Below are 18,333 nucleotides of genomic sequence, written 5' to 3'. Positions count from 1 at the left end.
TAATGAGTGACCATGTTCAGACCGAGAACCCGCACGCACAATATCTGATGATAGATAAATTATTGTCCGAGATTAAAGCCGCAGGCCCAGCCGCTATTGCACAAACACTCCTAAACCTTGGCTTGGGGGAAGCATCAAAACAAGGGGTAGCGACAAATGCACAGATGGCAACTGGGACGGCAAAAAATCTGCTGCCCAGCGTTGCAGCGGTTATGAGCATGTTCAGCAAGCGTTCATTTTCTGAAAATGACTTTATACGCTTTCCTGATGTACCCGGTGGGTTAATCCTGCAATGGGCATCTGTTACTTCAGGCAGTGGCGGTGACGCAACGTGGATTTATCCGACACCTTTCCCAACCGCACGGCTTGCCATATTGGGGACGTTCAAACGGTTGGGTGTTGTTGGCGCTGACTATCCCACAATCTCATTTAATAATATATCTGACCAGACGCCGCTAACCTTGTCTAACCTCCATCTACGGTTAAACGGCACTGCGGGGCCATATTCAGCATTTGTAATTGCACTGGGACACTAACCATGACTACGGCTTATTTTTCACCATCCCTTAAATCATTCATCCCCGCGGCATGGAAGGATGACGGTACTTATAGCGAAACAAACTGGCCTTATGATGCTGTTCTGGCTACGGCCGAAGAAGTCGACGGATTCTGGAAACAGACGCCGCCTGTCGGGAAATTACAGGGTTCAGTCGATGGGCGACCCGCATGGGTTGATATTCCACCACCGCCACCGTTATCTGCTGATGAACTGGCCGCCACCGCCCGCCGTTACCGTGATGCTTTTATTGTGGCCACAGACCCAATAATGGTGAGTGACTATTCCATTGATGATAAGCCACTCACCGAGGTGCAGCGCAGTGAGTTAACCACCACCCGCGCCATTTATCGCGCATGGCCAACCTTGGCCAACTGGCCATTGATTGAGTTGCCAGCGTCGCCACAGTGGCTTTTGATTGAAGCGGTGAATCAGGGTTACCGGGTGCCGGTCTGGCCGGATGCGTCATATGTGGCATAAATCGACGTTACGAATACCCCAAAATCTGGCCCCGGTCAATTGCTCAACCGTGGCCGCTCATCCCTGGGCGTTTGGCGTGGGTCAAGCGGAAAAATCAGGCTCGTTTCTGAGTCCGGCCAATGCGATTGATGTGCTCGCCAGCCGGTTGGCCGGCGCAGACAGCGAACAGGATGTGGTGGTATTTCTTATCACCGCCAAATCATTGGGCCAGTTTATTACCCTGCTGACCGCCGCCGGCGAGGTATTCCCGATACCGGCATTGACCCAAGTTCAGCGCCGAGCAAAAGCGGCGTTAAGCTTGGATGCTAGCAAAATGCAAATCCCCGCGCGTCCGGGTGGTTTGCCAGCCAGTGCGCCGCTATCGGTTGCCACCACGCGCATGGCATCCGGTGCGCAAGCCTTGCAAAAAGCGATCAGCGATACCGCCGCTGGCAGCAGTAGCGAGGCTATCGGTACCGCCCTGGCAGCATTCAAACAACAGCGCGCCGCATTGCTGACCGGTGCAAAAAATAGCCTGGAACAATTACAAGGGGCGAGTGTGCCAATTTGGGCGCTTTCGGTGGAGGGCAACACACAAACGGCTATCGCCGAGATGAAAAAAGACATTCCCGACAGCCAGGTCATTTTTAGCTTGGCGTTACTGTTTGTGGGCGCGGATTTGGCCCCACTGCGTGCAATGGTGGTAAATCATGGCTGATATTGTGATGCTGGCGCTCGATGGCGAGGCGATTTTATTAAGAAACATTCTGGTTACGTTGACGATGCCCATACAGGACAAAGACCAGAGCGGCCAGGCCAGCAGTACCAACAAATCAGAGCAAGGCACCAAAGGCAAAGAGTTGCGGGTATCCGGGGTAATCCGATATACGGATGCCGCTATGTTGGCGCGTATTTATAGCCTGGCCGAAGCCAAGAACGCAGATGGCAGTAAGAAGCGCTATCGTGTCGCGCACTCCCTGGCCCAGGCGGTGAAGTTCCGGGAAGCCACTTTTACCAGTGGCGTGGATGCCGCCGAACAAACAAATGCTATGGCGTGGCTGGTTAATTTTACCCTGACTGAGTTTTCCAGTGTGGCCGAACGTAAGGCCCAACAAGCCAGCAAAGGCGGGGAAAATGCCACTATCCAGACCGCAGGCGGTACCGCGACCGCGTCAGAGGGCGAGACAGCGGAAAGCCGCTCATGGTTTGAAAGTGTACTGCAAAAAATTGATAACACCATAGGCCCGGCAGGAGGTAGCGCATGAAATCCGTTGTCACGTTGCGTATTGGCGATGATGTTATCCCCGCCAATAACTTAAATCTTTCGCTCTCATTGAATGGGTGCGGCCTGGGGTTTGTTACTGCGCTAACTGACCATGATTGTAACGGTAAATTGGTGCGGCTGGATTTGGGCAATAACGCCTCGATATTCCGCTGGCTAACCGGGTTTGTGGAGCGTAGCGCGCCGGCTGAAAATGGCGCGCAGCGGTTAATGGTGCGGGAGCTGGTCGGCGTGTTCGAGCGTTCTTGGCCGTGTTCATTACAACACCCGACTTTGCGCGATGTTACCGACGCGGTCGGCAAATCAACTGCCATGCGTTTTGTGTTACCAGAAAACACAGCTTACACCGACACCCCGATCCCCCATTTTCAGCATAATGGCAGCGGTAACCAACTTTTACTTAACCTGGGGCGCGCGTTCAGTATCCCGGATTTTGTCTGGTATCAGTTGCCCGATGGCACGGTTTACGTTGGCAGCTATGCCGACTCTCGTTTTGCACAAACGCCGGTCGATGTTCCACAGGAATTCGCCCAGGGCGGCGGCGGCGGGAATAGCCTTACCTTGCCACTTATCCCAGCAATCCGTCCGGGGGTGATTGTTAATGGCCGGCGCATCACCAAGGTGGATGTAAGTGACGACACCATGACATTGAACTGGACGCCGTTAAACAGCCAGGGCCAGCCGGCGCAGAAATCCCCGGAACAGCGCCAGATTGAAAAGCTGTATCCAGAATTGGGTGCGGGTTTACATTTGCCTCGCCGCGCGCGGGTAATGAGTCCGACCGATGCCGCCGAGCTGGGCGACCCGTCCGACCCCTTCCGGCCTCGCTATGCGGTTAATGTTCAATTGCTGGACGAGAACGGCAACGCCGCAGCCGGCGCGCAGGAATATAACGCGGTACCGCTTCCCATTCCGATGGCTGGCAGTGAGGGCGGTATGTTCCAGTTCCCGCCAGAGGGAACGCTGGTAGAAATTGGTTTTGCTGATGGCCGGCCAGATAAGCCGATGATCCGGCAAATACTGTCTGAGGGGCTATCACTGCCAGCAGTCAAGCCGGGCGAACAGTTGCAACAGCAGCGCGCCGGCGTCAGTCAGCGCGTGACGGTTGACGGCAGTTGGCAGCGTGATACCGACCAGGCGATAGAAGAAACCAGCAGCCGGCGCAGCGTGACCAGTGACGAGGAAAGCCGCACCACTACGACCCGCAACACCACGGTAAAAGCCAACGATAGCACCACGGTACTGGGAACTAAAACCCTGATGGCCGGCCAGGTGGTGCAACTTGCCGAGGGTGATTATTCGATAGGCACATCGGCCAACATGGTGACCAAAGTTGGCAAAGACAGAACTGACGATGTTGGCCAGAATCAAAATACCAAAGTTGGCCAGAACCAAACGACCGATGTTGGCGGTGCGCTTACGGAGAAAATCGCCGGCATTCGTCGCAGTGTTGCCGCCGCGCAGGAACTTATCGCACCCTCCGTGCGCCTAGGTACCGATGATATCAACGTGCTGACGTTGCTTACTGATACGCTGGACGTGATCCAAACCCTGGCACAGCAGACCGCTAGCCATACCCACATCAACACCGGTGGGCCACTGAATGCCGGCGATTTCACCGCCACAGCCAACCGCACTCAAGCCCTTACTACCAAGTACGGCCCCTTCATTGCCTAACCTCCATAGAGCACAGACATAACCGTCTGTGCTTCAGTGCTCCCAACATCCCCCGAACAGTAATAAAATTACGTAATATCCCCGTAAGAATTACAGGAATATTTCACATTGCCCGCACAGCAAGGCCGGCACGCATCGTACATAACGCGCTGAGAGCCACACCACGGCACACATCCTTTAATGCACCTCACGATTCAGATTCAAACAAGATAATCGCGCCATGAGCCACCCATGAAACATGCGAGGTAAATCCAGTCACGTAAAAGAAAGGGGAGGTAAAACGCACACGCCCACCACGCCTGCACAAAATATTTGGCGAACTTATTACAGTTTGGTAACTCTACAAACGCCTACGCCAGGCCGCGCCAGTCCTAAGGATCTCGCATGGATCGCAAGCTGTAACGAGTGATATATATTTCAGTGAATTACAGTAAAGAGAATGATCTCGATATGATCTAATAAATTCAACATTATGATTTTAAAGGGAATTTATATTTTACGTCCGATCAAACGCAAAGCGGCAGGCATTTACAAGAATAAACGTAATCACGCGCTAAGCCAGACGCCGCAAGGGATTGCGCAAAGTTGAGGGGAAATTTTGATACTGTAAAAACGGGTGAGAAACTCACTTTGATCTCGGACAAAAAACCAACAACAGCAGCCAGAACGGCCACCAGGTAAAATACAACTCCCGCACTTTACGCGCTTACAATCAGGCAATAAAAAGCCCCGCAAGCGAGGCTGGGTGGATGCTATGTGGATAGCGTCAAAATAAAATCCATTTATTTCAACAGGTTAACTCATGTAAAAGGCCCGCGTTAACGGGCCTTACTGTTACGGTCAAGACGAGCTGTAACGACAGCCGTTATGGACGTTTGCTGGAGTTATCCGGCGACCTCATATAACGGAAGAAATCGCTATCCGGGCTCAGAACCATCACATCATTGCCGCTGTTGAAGCTGTTTTCATACGCACGCAAGCTACGAATGAAGGCATAGAAGTCTGGGTCTTTACTGAATGCGTCAGCAAACAGACGAGCTGCTTCTGCATCACCGCCACCACGAGTAATACGCGCCTGACGTTCTGCTTCTGCCAGTGTACGTGTTACTTCATAGTCAGCTGTTGCACGCAACTTCTCTGCTTCTTCCTGACCTTGTGAACGATGACGACGGGCTACCGCTTCACGCTCAGCACGCATACGTTGGAAGATAGCATCAGACACTTCAGCCGGTAAGTTGATCTGCTTGATTCGCACGTCAACAACCTCAATCCCTAGCGCCGCCATACTGTTAGGGTTAACCGCAGGCTGTTTGCCACGGGTTTCCTGCTCAACACGGGCTGCCGCAGAGGCAATTGCATCATCAGCTTCGGTGGTCACAGCTTCATCACCCACACTACCGGTGTTCAGCGCATCACGGACATCTGAAGTCAAACGCCCACGTGAGTCAGTAACGATGTCACGCACGTTCAAACGACCAATTTCAGAACGCAAACGGTCACTAAACTTACGTTTCAGCAGCACTTCGGCCTGAGAAACATCACCACCACCGGTGGCCAGATAGTAACGACTGAAATCGCTGATACGCCATTTCAAATAGGAGTCAACAATCAGGTCTTTCTTCTCGTTGGTAACGAAACGGTCAGCCTGGTTGTCCATGGTTTGAATACGGGCATCCAACCTTTTCACTGTTTCGATAAACGGTATCTTGAAGTGCAAGCCCGGCGCATACACCAGCGGCTTGTTATCACTATCACGTAATACCTTGCCAAAGCGTAGCACGATGCCGCGCTGGCCTTCCTGTACCACAAACAGAGAAGCGTAGAGTGCGATTAACACCACAACGACGATAAGTAAAAAAGACTTACGCATTGGTTATTCTCTCCCTACGCGAGTGGAAGTATCACGCTGAGCATTCGCCCGGCGCTGATCCATGATAGAGCCACTGGTTGAGCTGGTATTGGCGTTGCTTGCACCAGACTCTTGACTGCTATTAGCAGAAGAAGGCGGATTCAGACGAATCAGGCTTGTGTCTTTATTGCCATCCGCTGCCTTATCTGCACCTTGGCCGCGCAGCATTTGGTCCAGTGGTAACACCATCAGACTATTACCCTTATCACTCGCCAGTACTTTGCGGGTATGACCGAGGACCTTCTCCATCGTTTCGATGTATAGGCGCTCACGGGTAATTTCTGGTGCCGCCTTATACTCAGGCAACAACTTAGCAAAACCTGCGACTTCACCTTGTGCTTCCAACACTTTACGTGCGGCATAAGCACGCGCATCTTCTAACAGACGCTGCGCCTGACCATTCGCCCGTGGTTGGACTTCGTTGGTGTAAGCTTCCGCTTCACGAATATACTGTTGTTCGTTTTCACGGGCTGCAATCGCATCATCAAATGCCGCTTTAACTTCTTCTGGTGGACGCGCCGCCTGGAAGTTAACGTCCAGCAGCGTTATACCCATATTGTATGGACGAATAGTTTCTTCCAGTACACGTTGAGTATCGCTACGAACGATGGTACGGCCTTCGGTGAGGATTTTGTCCATGGTGTATTTACCAATAACACCACGTACTGCACTGTCAGTTGCCTGACGCAAGCTGTCGTCCGGGTTAGTCACGCTAAACAGATAAGCGGCCGGATCAGTCACACGGTACTGCACGTTCATTTCGACGCGAACCACGTTCTCATCAGAAGTCAGCATCACGCCGGACGCTGCCAATTCACGTACCGATTCAACGTTAACGGGCGTTACTTCATCGATAAAGGTCGGTTTCCAGTTCAAACCAGGCTGCACAATGTGGCTTAATTTACCCAAGCGAGTAACGACACCGCGCTCGGCTTCTTTAATTGTATAGAAACCACTTGCCGCCCAGATAACCACCACAGCAACCACAGCAATGCCCACAATCCGGCCACTGAAACCAGGGCCTCTTGTCGTACCACTGTTATCATTGCCGCTGCCGCCACCTTTACCACCGAGGCTACTCAGTTTTTTGCTCAGTTTTCGAAAGATATCATCCAGATCAGGCGGCCCTTGGTCACGACCACCTTTATTATTGTTATTTCCGCCAGAGTTGCCGCCATTATTATTGCTGCTCCCCCACGGATCGCGGTCCTGTCCGTTATTACCGGGCTGATTCCACGCCATGTTTTAGCTCCATTCTTCTATGATTGGTTTTCTTCAGGCCAAGAGCACATGCCAAAGAAGCTGGCTCTTAATCTCACAAAAAAGATCAGGTAATCAACTAATTAGTCGCACCGACTAATTAATAATATAACTGACCAAATCTTGCTCTTGTTTACAGAGACGACGCCAATCAACGATAGGCATTCTGACCACCATACCGACGTTTCCGTCCTCGTCTATCCACTCTTTTTCAATTGCCTGAAGCTGGTAAAAACGGCTACGTAGACGACCTGCCTGAGGTGGCAAACGTAATTCAAAGTGTGCGATCTCACCTGAAAGACGCTCCGTCAACGCTTGAAAGAGCAACGAGATCCCTGCGCCGGTTTGGGCCGAAAGCCAAACTCTGACTGGCAGATTGTCTTCGTTGCGATCAATTCGCGGGACAAAATCATCCAACAAATCAATTTTATTCATTACTAATAATGTAGGTATTTCATCCGCTTCGATTTCTGCCAAAACAGAATCAACTGCGGCCATATTCTCGGTTACCCGAGGGTCTGCTGCATCAATAATGTGTAACAGTAATGAGGCTTGCCGTGTTTCTTGTAATGTCGCTTTAAAAGCAGCGACCAAATCATGCGGCAAATGCCGGATAAAACCTACCGTATCCGCCAACACTGTATCGCCCACATCCGCCACATTAATACGGCGTAAAGTAGGATCCAGCGTGGCAAATAATTGGTCAGCCGCATAAACATCAGCTGCCGTAATTTTGTTAAACAGGCTGGATTTACCGGCGTTGGTATATCCCACCAAAGATACTGTCGGAATTTCAGCACGGGTACGCGCACGTCGCCCCTGCTCACGCTGCTTTGCCACCCGCTCCAAACGGCTCAAAATCAAGCTGATACGGTCACGTAACAAACGGCGGTCGGTCTCCAACTGGGTTTCACCTGGCCCTCTTAGGCCAATCCCCCCCTTTTGACGCTCAAGATGCGTCCAGCCACGTACCAAACGGGTCGCAATATGGCGTAATTGCGCTAATTCGACCTGTAATTTACCTTCGTGGGTACGGGCCCGTTGGGCAAAAATATCTAAGATTAGTCCAGTACGATCAATGACCCGACACTCACACAAACGCTCAAGGTTTCGCTCTTGCGCTGCAGAAAGGGCATGATCAAACAAGACAACAGACGCGCCACTGGCTTTCACCGCGTCAGCAATTTCTTCGGCCTTTCCTTCACCGACAAAATACTTAGGGTGCGGTGCTTTGCGACTACCCGTCACAATTTGCAAAGCTTCTACGCCCGCAGAAGATACCAGCGCTTCAAATTCACGCAGATCTTCTGAGTTTTTGTCTTGCGAGAAATAGATATGAACCAGTACGGCCTGCTCACCGGCTTCATAGCGGTCAAACAAACGTGCAACCTCTCAAACGGATTAAAACCGCTAGTGCGGAGAACATAAACCCGAATCCGTTGTTTATGTTCCCCGTCATGGTCGACCAGCAATGCGCTTTATTCAGCGTCATCGCTATCCTGCTGCGGTTGTTGCGGCGCAGACGGATTACTACCATGATAATTATTGGTGCTTCCACTCGGCGTATTGCTGTGATGCGAAACCGGGCGAGAAGGCACTACAGTAGAGATGGCGTGTTTATAGACCATCTGGCTGACTGTGTTTTTTAACAGAATGACAAACTGATCAAAAGACTCAACTTGGCCCTGCAGTTTAATGCCATTCACTAAATAAATAGAAACCGGAACCCGTTCACGACGCAATGCGTTCAGGAACGGATCTTGCAAAGATTGCCCCTTAGCCATTCTATATTTTCCTTATTTGCTTGTTGTTTTTAACTAAGAACCTATCGGCTCGAAAATAAACTGCGTAAAAAAAATCCGCGCGTTGAGTACTAATCAATTGTACACAATCATTCAACCTATGCACTAACAACCTGTATTACAGAGTCTAAAGCCTCTCCCGGCTTATCACTGTCGAGCCACTGAACTGAACTCCAGCCCCGTAACCAAGTCATTTGGCGCTTTGCCAGTTGACGTGTCGCACAAACTCCACGGTAAACCATTTCGTCGTAATCAATCTCACCGGACAGATAAGACCACATCTGCCGGTATCCCACACAACGAATGGCAGGCAAATCCGTATGCAAATCACCGCGGTCAAAAAGCGCCCTAGCCTCTGTTTCAAACCCTGCGTCCAGCATCTGATGAAAACGTAATTCAATCCGCTGGTGCAACAGTTCCCGGCTAACAGGCGCAATCGCAAATTGGTGAACCCGATAGGGTAAGGTTTCACCCGAAATTTTAGTCAGTTCCGTTAAAGTTTTACCTGAAATAAAAAAAACTTCCAGTGCTCTAGAGAGCCGTTGGGGATCATTAGGATGAATTCGCGCCGCTGCAACCGGGTCTACCTTGGCCAATTGCTGATGCAATGCCTCCCAACCCAGCTCAGCGGCCTGCTGTTCAATACGCTCGCGCACTTGCGGGTCTGCAGGTGGCAACGGAGATAATCCTTCCAACAGCGCTTTAAAATACAGCATGGTCCCCCCCACCAGCAGCGGAATTCGCCCGGCAGCGGTAATATCGGCCATCTCTTTCAATGCATCTTTACGGAAATCAGCGGCTGAGTAGGATTCAGCCGGGTCACGGATATCAATCAGCCGGTGTGGTGCTAACGCCAGTTCTTCAGCACCAGGTTTAGCGGTGCCGATGTCCATGCCACGATAGATCAAGGCAGAATCGACGCTGATTAACTCCACAGGTAACCGCTGACGAAGCGCAATGGAGAGCGCTGTTTTACCACAAGCGGTTGGCCCCATAATAAAAATTGCCGGTGGCCGGTCTAGATTTTCAATATCATTCATGTGTTAGGGTTGCCAATGCAGCCTTTATATCAATAGGTTGTAATAATCCAGCAGGCGGTGATTGCACCAACTGCGGACAAAGACGTTCCACATCCGTCAATAACTGTATCGCTTGAGACATATTCCAAACCTCATGTTCGCTGCCAAGGTGGCGGGCAATCCATGTGGCCAGAACATCTGGCGATATCTCTTCATGCTGCGACAGATAGCCTAACAGTTCCGGTATCAGTTTTTGTAAATTTTGTTGGCGTAATGGTAAAGATACCGCACGTAAAGTGGCTCTTGTCTGCTCAACAGTCAATTCTATCCCCATAGTAACCAATAAGTTCTGATGGCGCAGACAGGCTGCGGCCTCATTCTTATCTAATGTCAGTTTTAATGGAATAAGTAATGGCTGAGGGCGTAAACCCTCGGCTGGCGGATTCAGTTGAGCTTGTTTCAGCCAGCGCTCGGCAACAGTCAGTGCCAATAATGCCACACCTTGCTTATATTCAATCAAAGCATAGCAAGGTGGGAATACCGTTAATACTCGGCCAAAGCTGTAATAATCGCCATGAAGTGGTTCATCTGCTGATGCAAAGCGCGGGGCTGGCACCGATGCAGGCTGTTCTATGGCTTGGCTCACAGCGGCCGGTTGCACCAATTGACGATACAATTCGCCTTGCTGCTTTTGGTAGGGTTGCCCAGTGCTATAACCAGGTGCTGCCTGTTCACGGGCAGGAGACCGCGCTGCCGCTAGCGTGGGTTCTGAAGACGATACTTTATCTGAAACCCGTGTCCGTTCTGCCGCTGCCGCTTTTGCAGGCTCCGGTTGCGCATATTTATTCCCCCCCGCCGCCACACGATTTTCCGGCTGCCAGCGTGGTGCTTCTATCTCTTCACCATCTTCATTGATATTTAGCACTGGCGAGGCAGTCTGCTGTAAAACAGTGGTAACAGCCTGATAAATAAAGTCATGTACCAACCGCGCCTGATGGAAACGCACCTCATGTTTCGCCGGATGCACATTTACATCCACCTGATGCGGATCAATATCCAGATACAAAACATAAGCGGGTTGTTGGTCATCTTTGAGTAAATCTTGATAGGCCTGACGGATAGCGTGATTAATCAACCGATCACGCATCATGCGATTATTGACGTAACAATACTGCATTTCACTGAGTGTACGACTGGCGGCAGGATCAGCCACCCAACCACGAATAGTCAAATCACCATGTTGCCAGGAAATGGCCAGTGCATGCTGCAAAAACGCCGGGCCACAGATGCTCGCCAGCCGACGCTCGTGCTGTGAAGGGTCAGGGGCTGCGCGGTACTGACGCATTAACTTACCGTTATGACTCAGGTTTATCGCCACATCAAAGCGCGCCAGCGCAATGCGCCGCACCACTTCATCAATATGACCGAACTCGGTTTTTTCAGTGCGCATAAATTTGCGGCGCGCTGGCGTGTTATAAAACAGATCCAGCACTTCAAGAGTACTCCCCACCGGATGCGCCGCTGGCTTGATAGTGACGGCCATATCACGCCCTTCCGCATAAGCCTGCCAGGCTTCATTTTGTTCGGCAGTGCGGGAAGTCAGAATCAGACGTGAGACTGAACTGATACTGGCCAGTGCTTCGCCACGAAAGCCCATGCTGAGGATAGCTTCCAGATCTTCTAGCGAACTTATCTTACTGGTGGCATGGCGCGCCAGCGCCAGTGATAAATCGTCTTTGCCGATGCCGCAGCCATTATCGCGGATACGAATCAGTTTGGCGCCACCCCGTTCAATATCGATATCAATCCGGGTGGCTCCTGCATCCAGACTGTTTTCTACCAACTCTTTAACCACCGACGCAGGCCGCTCTACCACTTCACCGGCGGCAATTTGGTTAGCAAGCTGTGGTGGCAGAATATGAATCGGCATAGCAGTTCCTTTCGCTTACGATTGTGGGATCGTGAGGGTTTGCCCTAGCTGGACATTACCTGACTTTATCTTGTTCGCCCGCTCAATCTCACTCATCGACACGCCATATCTGGCCGCAATGGCTGATAGCGTATCACCACGTTTTACCTGATGTTTTACTGTTTTGTTTTAGCAATTGTTTGGGTTTTTGGTGCCGCAGCCTTTACCGTGCTGCCCGATGCCGGCACTTTCAAACGCTGGCCCACCCACACCACATCATTTTTCAGCGTATTGTTTTGCCGCAATAGCGCCATGCTGACACCGTATTGGCTCGCAATGCCGGATAAGGTTTCACCACGTTGTACTTTATGGATTTGGCTTTTCCCTGTCGCCACAGGCTTGACGGCAGAGACTCTGCCGCTTTGCGCATTGCTGACAATCGGTTCTGGCTGATTAACACTTGAACGCTGTACTGAAGAATCAACCGCCGCTGTTTCTATTAGCGGACGGTTTTCGACCTTTGGGTCGGCTTGTAGCGGATGCGCAAGGAAATAACTGCGCAAGCCTTTATAAATGGCCTGAGCAATCTTCTCCTGATACGCGCTACTGCCAAGCAGCCGCTCCTCCGTACTATTACTGATAAAGCCGGTTTCCACTAATAACGATGGAATATCCGGTGAACGTAACACCCCAAGACTGGCGTGTTCAGGCCGACGTTTATGAATGTCACCTACTGTTTGTAGCTCACGCAGCACCTTAGTCGCTACATCATAGCCCACCCGCTGGGAGTGGCCGAATTGGAGATCCAATACTGCCTGACTCAAATAGGGGTCTGACGCGGTATTCGCCAACACGTCACCTGCACCACCGAGCAATTCAGATTGTTTCTCATGCTGTTCCAGCCAGTTACCCATTTCACTGTTAGCACGGCGATTTGACAGAACCCAGACCGAAGCCCCAGTAGCACTGCGGTTAGGCGCCGCATCCGCATGAATAGAAACCAGCACGTTAGCCCCCTGCTTACGGGCCACATCCGAACGGCCCATCACCGAAATGAAGTAATCGCCATTGCGGGTTAAAACCGGTTTAAACATCGGGTCGCTATTAAGCAATGCTTCAAGTCGGCGGGCGATGGCAATCGTGACATTCTTCTCTTTCAGGCCATTTTGCCCGATTGCACCTGGGTCTTGCCCACCGTGACCGGCATCGATTGCCACCACTACACGATCACTATTAGCAACACGGCTGGCTTTAATCGGGCGGGCGGTATTGGTGGTGACGGTATCACTGCTGACAACCACGGTCGGCTTATTGTTAAACGGGTTTTTAGCCTCCGATGTGGTGTTTGAACTGGTCACGCGCGGTGCCGTATTCACGTTATTGACCGGCGGCGTCAAACGCCCAGCATTCGGGCTAGGGGTATTGGTTTGGCTGAGTGGTCTACTGTTTGGACTTAACGTATTGTTTGGACTTAACGTGGTTTGTACCTGACGAGCAGGGGCGGCTGCGGTCATGGTAATGACCACCGTGTAGTTACTGCCCGACTGCTGTGTCACCGCGCGGGTTTTAACTTTTTGCGTCAATTCCAGCACCAGACGGGTGCTTTGCTCATCTTTCGGGGTGCTGGAGCGAATTCTTTTCAGCAGATTCTGTCCACTGAACTCCAAGGGCAAACCAGAGAGATTACCGCTTTGGCGGACATCCAACACCACTCGCTCAGGCGAACTCAACGAGAAAAAGGCATAAATCGGTTTGCCATCAAAACTGAGCGTCACCCGGCTTTCCGTCGGGCCATTGTTCACCTTAATATCGGTGAGTTTCATAGCCAAGGCGGAAGGTAGGCTTAATAAACTCACCATAACCAGCATGACTGCGGTAAACGATCGTTGGCAGCGATTTATTAGCATCAAGCTATGCATCATTATCAAATTATCCTTGCACAGCAGCTAAACGGCGCAATACATCCGCACCCGCATCAGAAAGGGCAACCAGACGGGCTTCACGCCCTTCAGCCTGATACGCCAAATGTAACTCTATATCGGCCCGAGGTAAGAACCCCTCACCTTGCTGTGGCCATTCCACCAGGCAAATTGCCCGCTCATCGAAATAATCACGAATACCCATAAACTCCAGCTCCTCAGGATCCGCCAGACGATATAGGTCAAAATGGTAAACCGGTCTTGGAGTTAATGCATAAGGTTCAACCAAGGTATAAGTAGGGCTTTTAACATGACCAATGTGGCCAAGGGCCTGAAGGAAGCCGCGGCTGAAAGTTGTTTTTCCGGCACCTAAGTCACCGAACAGATAAATAACGCTAGCACCATTGAAGGCATGGGCCAAACTAGCCCCTAATGCAACGGTCGCTGCCTCATCAGGCAGAGGTAAAACGAGTTCTTTCATTCTGTGATATCTATCTTGCTAACTCAGGATTAACGTACTTCGGAATAACTGGCAGTAAATCTGTTGCCAGTAAACCCCGGGTGCCTTGAACTTCAGCCAGTTTGTCTGCGGCAACGCCATGCACGACACAACCTGCACAGGCAGCATCATACAGCACCAGCTTTTGTGCTATCAAACTACCAATAATACCGGACAGAATATCCCCCATGCCGCCGGAGGCCATCCCTGCATTACCAACATCAGCAATCGCCATCTCGCCCTGCTCACTGGCAATCAGGGTACCAGCACCTTTCAATACCACCACACCACCATATTGTTTAACGATGTTTCGGGCCGAAAGTAAGCGGTCACTCTCAATATCAGCGACGCGACAACCAAGCAGACGAGCAGCTTCCCCTGGATGTGGGGTCAATACCCGATTCTGACGCCTATGTGGATTTAATGCCAGCAAGTTGAGCGCATCTGCGTCCCATAATGCTGGTTTATCACTTTGTTGCAATAAATTCAGAGCATTCCGGCCCCAATCGGACTGCCCTAACCCCGGGCCGACAACCAGGACATCAGCCCAGCCAATACCTTGCTCAAGAGTTTCCGGCGTTAACTCTTGTACCATCAACTCGGGCCTTGCCGCCAGAATCGGTGCCACATGCTCAATGTGAGTGAGCACTCGCACCAAGCCAGCCCCACTGCGCAGAGCGGCTTCACCAGCCATGCGAATCGCACCTCCCAGCCCTTTATCTCCGCCCACCAGCAACAATCGGCCATGTTCCCCTTTATGAGCACAAGGGCGGCGTGGCTGTAGCCATTGCGGTAGGTGATCTGCGGTCATTCGCTCAATTTGTAGCGGTTGAGTGAGCAGCCATGCTGTCAGCCCCAAGTCATTGCAGTGTAAATGCCCCACCCAATCACGGGCCTGACCGGTGAGCAAACCTGGTTTCAGCGCGACAAAAGTCAGGGTGTGGTCTGCGCGAATAACAGATCCGGGAGCAGCACCGCTATCGGCACTGAGTCCAGAAGGAATATCCAAGGCAATCTTTGCGGCCCGATGGCGATTCGCGGTGTCAATCAGCGTAGCATAAGCGCCTTGCGGTGCCGCTCGCAGGCCAATACCCAACAATGCATCAATAATCAAATCAACATGTTGTGGCCACGGTGTCTCAGGTTGATGAATTATGCCACCTGCCGCCAGCCATTGGGATTGCGCCTGATGCGCTTGTGCGGGTAATGGCCGATTGCCGGGGCAGGCAATAAGCGTAACATTCAGCCCGGCGGCTAATGCCCGATTCGCAACGATATAACCATCGCCACCATTATTACCGTGGCCACATAATATCAACCAGTGACGCGCCGCTGGGTACTGTTTACGCGCCAGTTCAAAGGCCGCATCGCCCGCTCTGACCATCAGATCAAACAACGTTAGAGAAAAGTGTGCCGCGGCCACAGCCTCGTTCTGGCGTACCCAGTCCGCAGAAAAAACAGAGTGTGGTAAGCTGACACCGATTTGTTTCTTACTATGGTCCGTCATGGCACACCCCCTCGATCTGAATCAATTAGCCCAACATATCAAGCAATGGGGGCAATCGCTAGGTTTCCAGCAAGTCGGTATCTGCGATACGGATTTGTCTGCGGAAGAACCGCGGTTACAAACTTGGCTTGATAAACAATATCATGGCGAGATGGCCTGGATGGCTCGCCACGGTATGCTGCGCGCGCGGCCCCATGAATTATTACCCGGAACCTTACGGGTGATTAGCGTGCGGATGAATTATCTCCCTGCCAAGGCTGCATTTGCCAGCACATTGAACAATGCTGAGTTAGGTTATGTCAGTCGCTATGCGCTGGGCCGTGATTATCATAAATTGCTGCGCCAGCGGCTGAAAAGATTGGGCGATATGATTCAGAGTTACTGTCTGGAGCAGGCTCACGGTGACATCAATTTCCGCCCATTTGTCGATTCTGCCCCCATTATGGAGCGGTCATTGGCTGCAAAAGCAGGAATTGGCTGGGTTGGTAAGCACTCACTGATTTTAAATCGTGATGCGGGTTCCTGGTTCTTTCTTGGCGAATTACTAATTGATCTGCCGCTGCCTATAGATAAGCCGCAAGAGGAGCAATGTGGCCGTTGCGTTGCCTGTATCACCACCTGCCCGACCGGCGCTATCGTTGCACCCTATACCGTTGATGCTCGCCGCTGTATCTCCTACCTGACCATTGAACTTGAAGGGGCGATACCAGAAGAATTTCGTCCACTAATGGGAAATCGTATTTATGGCTGTGATGATTGTCAGCTTATCTGCCCCTGGAACCGCTTCTCACAATTAACTGATGAGGAAGATTTCAGCCCACGCGCCGTGCTACACACGCCACAGTTATTGGATTTATTTGCCTGGAATGAAGAGAAATTTTTGCGGGTTACGGAGGGTTCCGCCATCCGCCGCATTGGTCACCTACGCTGGCTACGTAATATCTCGGTAGCACTGGGCAATGCCCCCTATCTCGACAGTATCGTATTGGCACTGGAAGCGCGCCGCGGGATTGATCCAATGCTAGATGAACATATTGAGTGGTCAATCTCACAACAATTGAAAAGACGGTCTACACTGACTGTGGCTGTTCAATCGCCACAGAAAAAAAGGCTGGTGCGGGCTATTGAGAAAGGCCTACCACGGGATGCCTGATATCCCCCTTTACCTGAAACTATATGCTGTTTGGTATGGCTTTTTTTTATGTATTTTTATAATGAATGAACTCGGAGTTTTCCTGTGCATAAAAATAAAAACACCTTGGCAATCAAGTGCGAAAAAAAGCGCAAGTGATCGGTATAACGTTTTCACAGAAAAATATATATCGATAAATCAAAGAGATATGAAAGAGGGTTACGCAGTGGATAAAATATGAGCTGGATATAAAAAGAGCAGAATCTGTGGATAAGTCTGTTGACGAAGTTAATACATTGTATGTACAACGCGGCATGGCGCGTTATGTAGCTGTGGATAAAAATAATAGAATTGAATAAAAATTTTGGAGCGGGAAACGAGACTCGAACTCGCGACCCCGACCTTGGCAAGGTCGTGCTCTACCAACTGAGCTATTCCCGCATTGAGATGCTTTTGCACCCTGCTGTATGTGACAGCATTTGATATTTACTACTTATTCAGAAATAAATTTTGGAGCGGGAAACGAGACTCGAACTCGCGACCCCGACCTTGGCAAGGTCGTGCTCTACCAACTGAGCTATTCCCGCGTCGCTGCCATACGTCATAATAACGTATCACTTCTATTTCTGACTTCTGAACTAAAGCTGCTGTACTGCCGGTCACTATCTTTATGGTTAAAGATTGGAGCGGGAAACGAGACTCGAACTCGCGACCCCGACCTTGGCAAGGTCGTGCTCTACCAACTGAGCTATTCCCGCTTGGTGCCGTCTTACTTTTTACAACTTTTTCTACACATAACTCGTACTAAATCGGTCTGCGCATGTTTGCGAATTCTTCATCGGTACGGGGTGCGCATTATACGAGAAATCCGTTTTGCCGCAAGCCCCTAAAAGCAAAAAAATCATTTTTTGGTTCAAGTGCCGATTAAAACAGCAATGTGGCGCTTTTACCAGCGCCGGGCAAAGTATATACCCAAAGTTATTGAAACAGCAGGGGTGTAAACGCAGCTACCCCTGCTACTGCAAGGCCGCAACAAATCCTCAAAGTCATTGGAGTAGCAGCCAGGCAGCCAGCAAACGCATCCTGATGAGTCTATTTATTTTAAGGTCAACGGGCAGTCAGTGATTCGGGTAAGTGAGCGCAGCTAACACCCCTGCTACTTCAAGGCCGCAGCAAATCCCCAAAGTCATTGGAGTAGCAGCCAGGCAGCCAGCAAACGCATCCCGATGAGCTTACATAAGTAAGTGATTCGGGTAAGTGAGTGCAGCTAACACCCCTGCTACTTCAAGGCCGCAGCAAATCCCCAAAGTCATTGGAGTAGCAGGTAGGCAGCCAGCAAACGCATCCCGATGAGCTTACATAAGTAAGTGATTCGGGTAAGTGAGTGCAGCTAACACCCCTGC

At 51.0% G+C, this 18,333-nt stretch carries 14 protein-coding genes, 3 tRNA genes and 1 pseudogene; 6 read left to right on the top strand and 12 right to left on the bottom strand.

Annotated elements, in window-relative coordinates:
* The first annotated feature begins 2 nt into the window (after positions 1 to 2).
* The 5 genes from V2A85_RS00090 to V2A85_RS00070 are packed head-to-tail and all read left to right on the top strand — an operon-like array spanning position 3 to position 3,974.
* On the top strand, positions 3 to 536 hold the full coding sequence (locus V2A85_RS00090; protein ID WP_420070716.1) for a gp53-like domain-containing protein: 534 nt from the start codon (positions 3 to 5) through the stop codon (positions 534 to 536).
* A gap of 2 nt (positions 537 to 538) precedes the next feature.
* Positions 539 to 1,036 (top strand): phage tail protein, encoded by a 498-nt coding sequence (locus tag V2A85_RS00085; protein ID WP_420070683.1) that lies wholly within the window; start codon positions 539 to 541, stop codon positions 1,034 to 1,036.
* Entirely contained in the window at positions 1,026 to 1,733 is a 708-nt protein-coding gene (locus tag V2A85_RS00080) for a hypothetical protein (protein ID WP_420070682.1), read from the top strand. The genes V2A85_RS00085 and V2A85_RS00080 overlap by 11 nt, the downstream gene beginning before the upstream one ends.
* Positions 1,726 to 2,280, top strand: a complete 555-nt coding sequence (locus tag V2A85_RS00075; protein WP_420070681.1) for a hypothetical protein — start codon at positions 1,726 to 1,728, stop codon at positions 2,278 to 2,280. Before V2A85_RS00080 ends, V2A85_RS00075 begins: the two co-directional genes overlap by 8 nt.
* Positions 2,277 to 3,974, top strand: a complete 1,698-nt coding sequence (locus V2A85_RS00070; protein ID WP_420070680.1) for a hypothetical protein — start codon at positions 2,277 to 2,279, stop codon at positions 3,972 to 3,974. Before V2A85_RS00075 ends, V2A85_RS00070 begins: the two co-directional genes overlap by 4 nt.
* Positions 3,975 to 4,839: 865 nt before the next feature.
* Here the strand turns inward: V2A85_RS00070 and hflC are convergent.
* From hflC to nnr, 9 genes and pseudogenes are all read right to left on the bottom strand, one after another.
* Positions 4,840 to 5,844: a protease modulator HflC gene (gene hflC, locus V2A85_RS00065; protein WP_083160971.1), complete on the bottom strand. Its 1,005-nt coding sequence runs from the start codon at positions 5,842 to 5,844 to the stop codon at positions 4,840 to 4,842.
* Between the two features lie 3 nt (positions 5,845 to 5,847).
* The gene (hflK, locus tag V2A85_RS00060; protein ID WP_083160973.1) at positions 5,848 to 7,125 is read right to left on the bottom strand and encodes an FtsH protease activity modulator HflK; all 1,278 of its coding nucleotides are present in this window, start codon (positions 7,123 to 7,125) and stop codon (positions 5,848 to 5,850) included.
* Positions 7,126 to 7,239: 114 nt separating this feature from the next.
* Positions 7,240 to 8,523 (bottom strand): ribosome rescue GTPase HflX, encoded by a 1,284-nt coding sequence (hflX, locus tag V2A85_RS00055; RefSeq protein WP_083160975.1) that lies wholly within the window; start codon positions 8,521 to 8,523, stop codon positions 7,240 to 7,242.
* A gap of 98 nt (positions 8,524 to 8,621) precedes the next feature.
* Positions 8,622 to 8,927: an RNA chaperone Hfq gene (gene hfq / locus V2A85_RS00050; RefSeq protein ID WP_002209151.1), complete on the bottom strand. Its 306-nt coding sequence runs from the start codon at positions 8,925 to 8,927 to the stop codon at positions 8,622 to 8,624.
* A 116-nt stretch (positions 8,928 to 9,043) separates the two neighbouring features.
* Positions 9,044 to 9,985: a tRNA (adenosine(37)-N6)-dimethylallyltransferase MiaA gene (miaA, locus tag V2A85_RS00045; RefSeq protein WP_420070679.1), complete on the bottom strand. Its 942-nt coding sequence runs from the start codon at positions 9,983 to 9,985 to the stop codon at positions 9,044 to 9,046.
* Positions 9,978 to 11,894 (bottom strand): DNA mismatch repair endonuclease MutL, encoded by a 1,917-nt coding sequence (gene mutL / locus V2A85_RS00040; protein ID WP_420070678.1) that lies wholly within the window; start codon positions 11,892 to 11,894, stop codon positions 9,978 to 9,980. Before mutL ends, miaA begins: the two co-directional genes overlap by 8 nt.
* Positions 11,895 to 11,909: 15 nt before the next feature.
* Positions 11,910 to 13,741 (bottom strand): annotated as a pseudogene (amiB, locus tag V2A85_RS00035) (N-acetylmuramoyl-L-alanine amidase AmiB).
* A gap of 61 nt (positions 13,742 to 13,802) precedes the next feature.
* Positions 13,803 to 14,273, bottom strand: a complete 471-nt coding sequence (tsaE, locus tag V2A85_RS00030) for a tRNA (adenosine(37)-N6)-threonylcarbamoyltransferase complex ATPase subunit type 1 TsaE (protein WP_083160981.1) — start codon at positions 14,271 to 14,273, stop codon at positions 13,803 to 13,805.
* Between the two features lie 10 nt (positions 14,274 to 14,283).
* Entirely contained in the window at positions 14,284 to 15,798 is a 1,515-nt protein-coding gene (gene nnr / locus V2A85_RS00025; RefSeq protein WP_372557821.1) for a bifunctional ADP-dependent NAD(P)H-hydrate dehydratase/NAD(P)H-hydrate epimerase, read from the bottom strand.
* On the opposite strand from nnr, the gene queG reads away from it, so the two are divergent.
* Complete coding sequence (queG, locus tag V2A85_RS00020; RefSeq protein WP_372557820.1) at positions 15,797 to 16,951, top strand: tRNA epoxyqueuosine(34) reductase QueG; 1,155 nt, start codon at positions 15,797 to 15,799, stop codon at positions 16,949 to 16,951. The two genes, nnr and queG, sit on opposite strands and share 2 nt — an antisense overlap.
* 344 nt (positions 16,952 to 17,295) lie before the next feature.
* On the opposite strand, the gene V2A85_RS00015 is transcribed toward queG, so the two are convergent.
* The 3 genes from V2A85_RS00015 to V2A85_RS00005 form a co-directional block, all read right to left on the bottom strand.
* Positions 17,296 to 17,371, bottom strand: a tRNA-Gly gene (locus V2A85_RS00015).
* 70 nt (positions 17,372 to 17,441) lie between these two features.
* Positions 17,442 to 17,517, bottom strand: a tRNA-Gly gene (locus V2A85_RS00010).
* 95 nt (positions 17,518 to 17,612) lie between these two features.
* Positions 17,613 to 17,688: transfer RNA gene (locus V2A85_RS00005), tRNA-Gly, on the bottom strand.
* Positions 17,689 to 18,333 lie beyond the last annotated feature (645 nt).

The organism is Yersinia sp. 1252 StPb PI, assembly GCF_048593885.1.
Classification (GTDB): domain Bacteria; phylum Pseudomonadota; class Gammaproteobacteria; order Enterobacterales; family Enterobacteriaceae; genus Yersinia; species Yersinia enterocolitica_E.
This window is presented reverse-complemented; position numbering and strand designations above follow the sequence as displayed.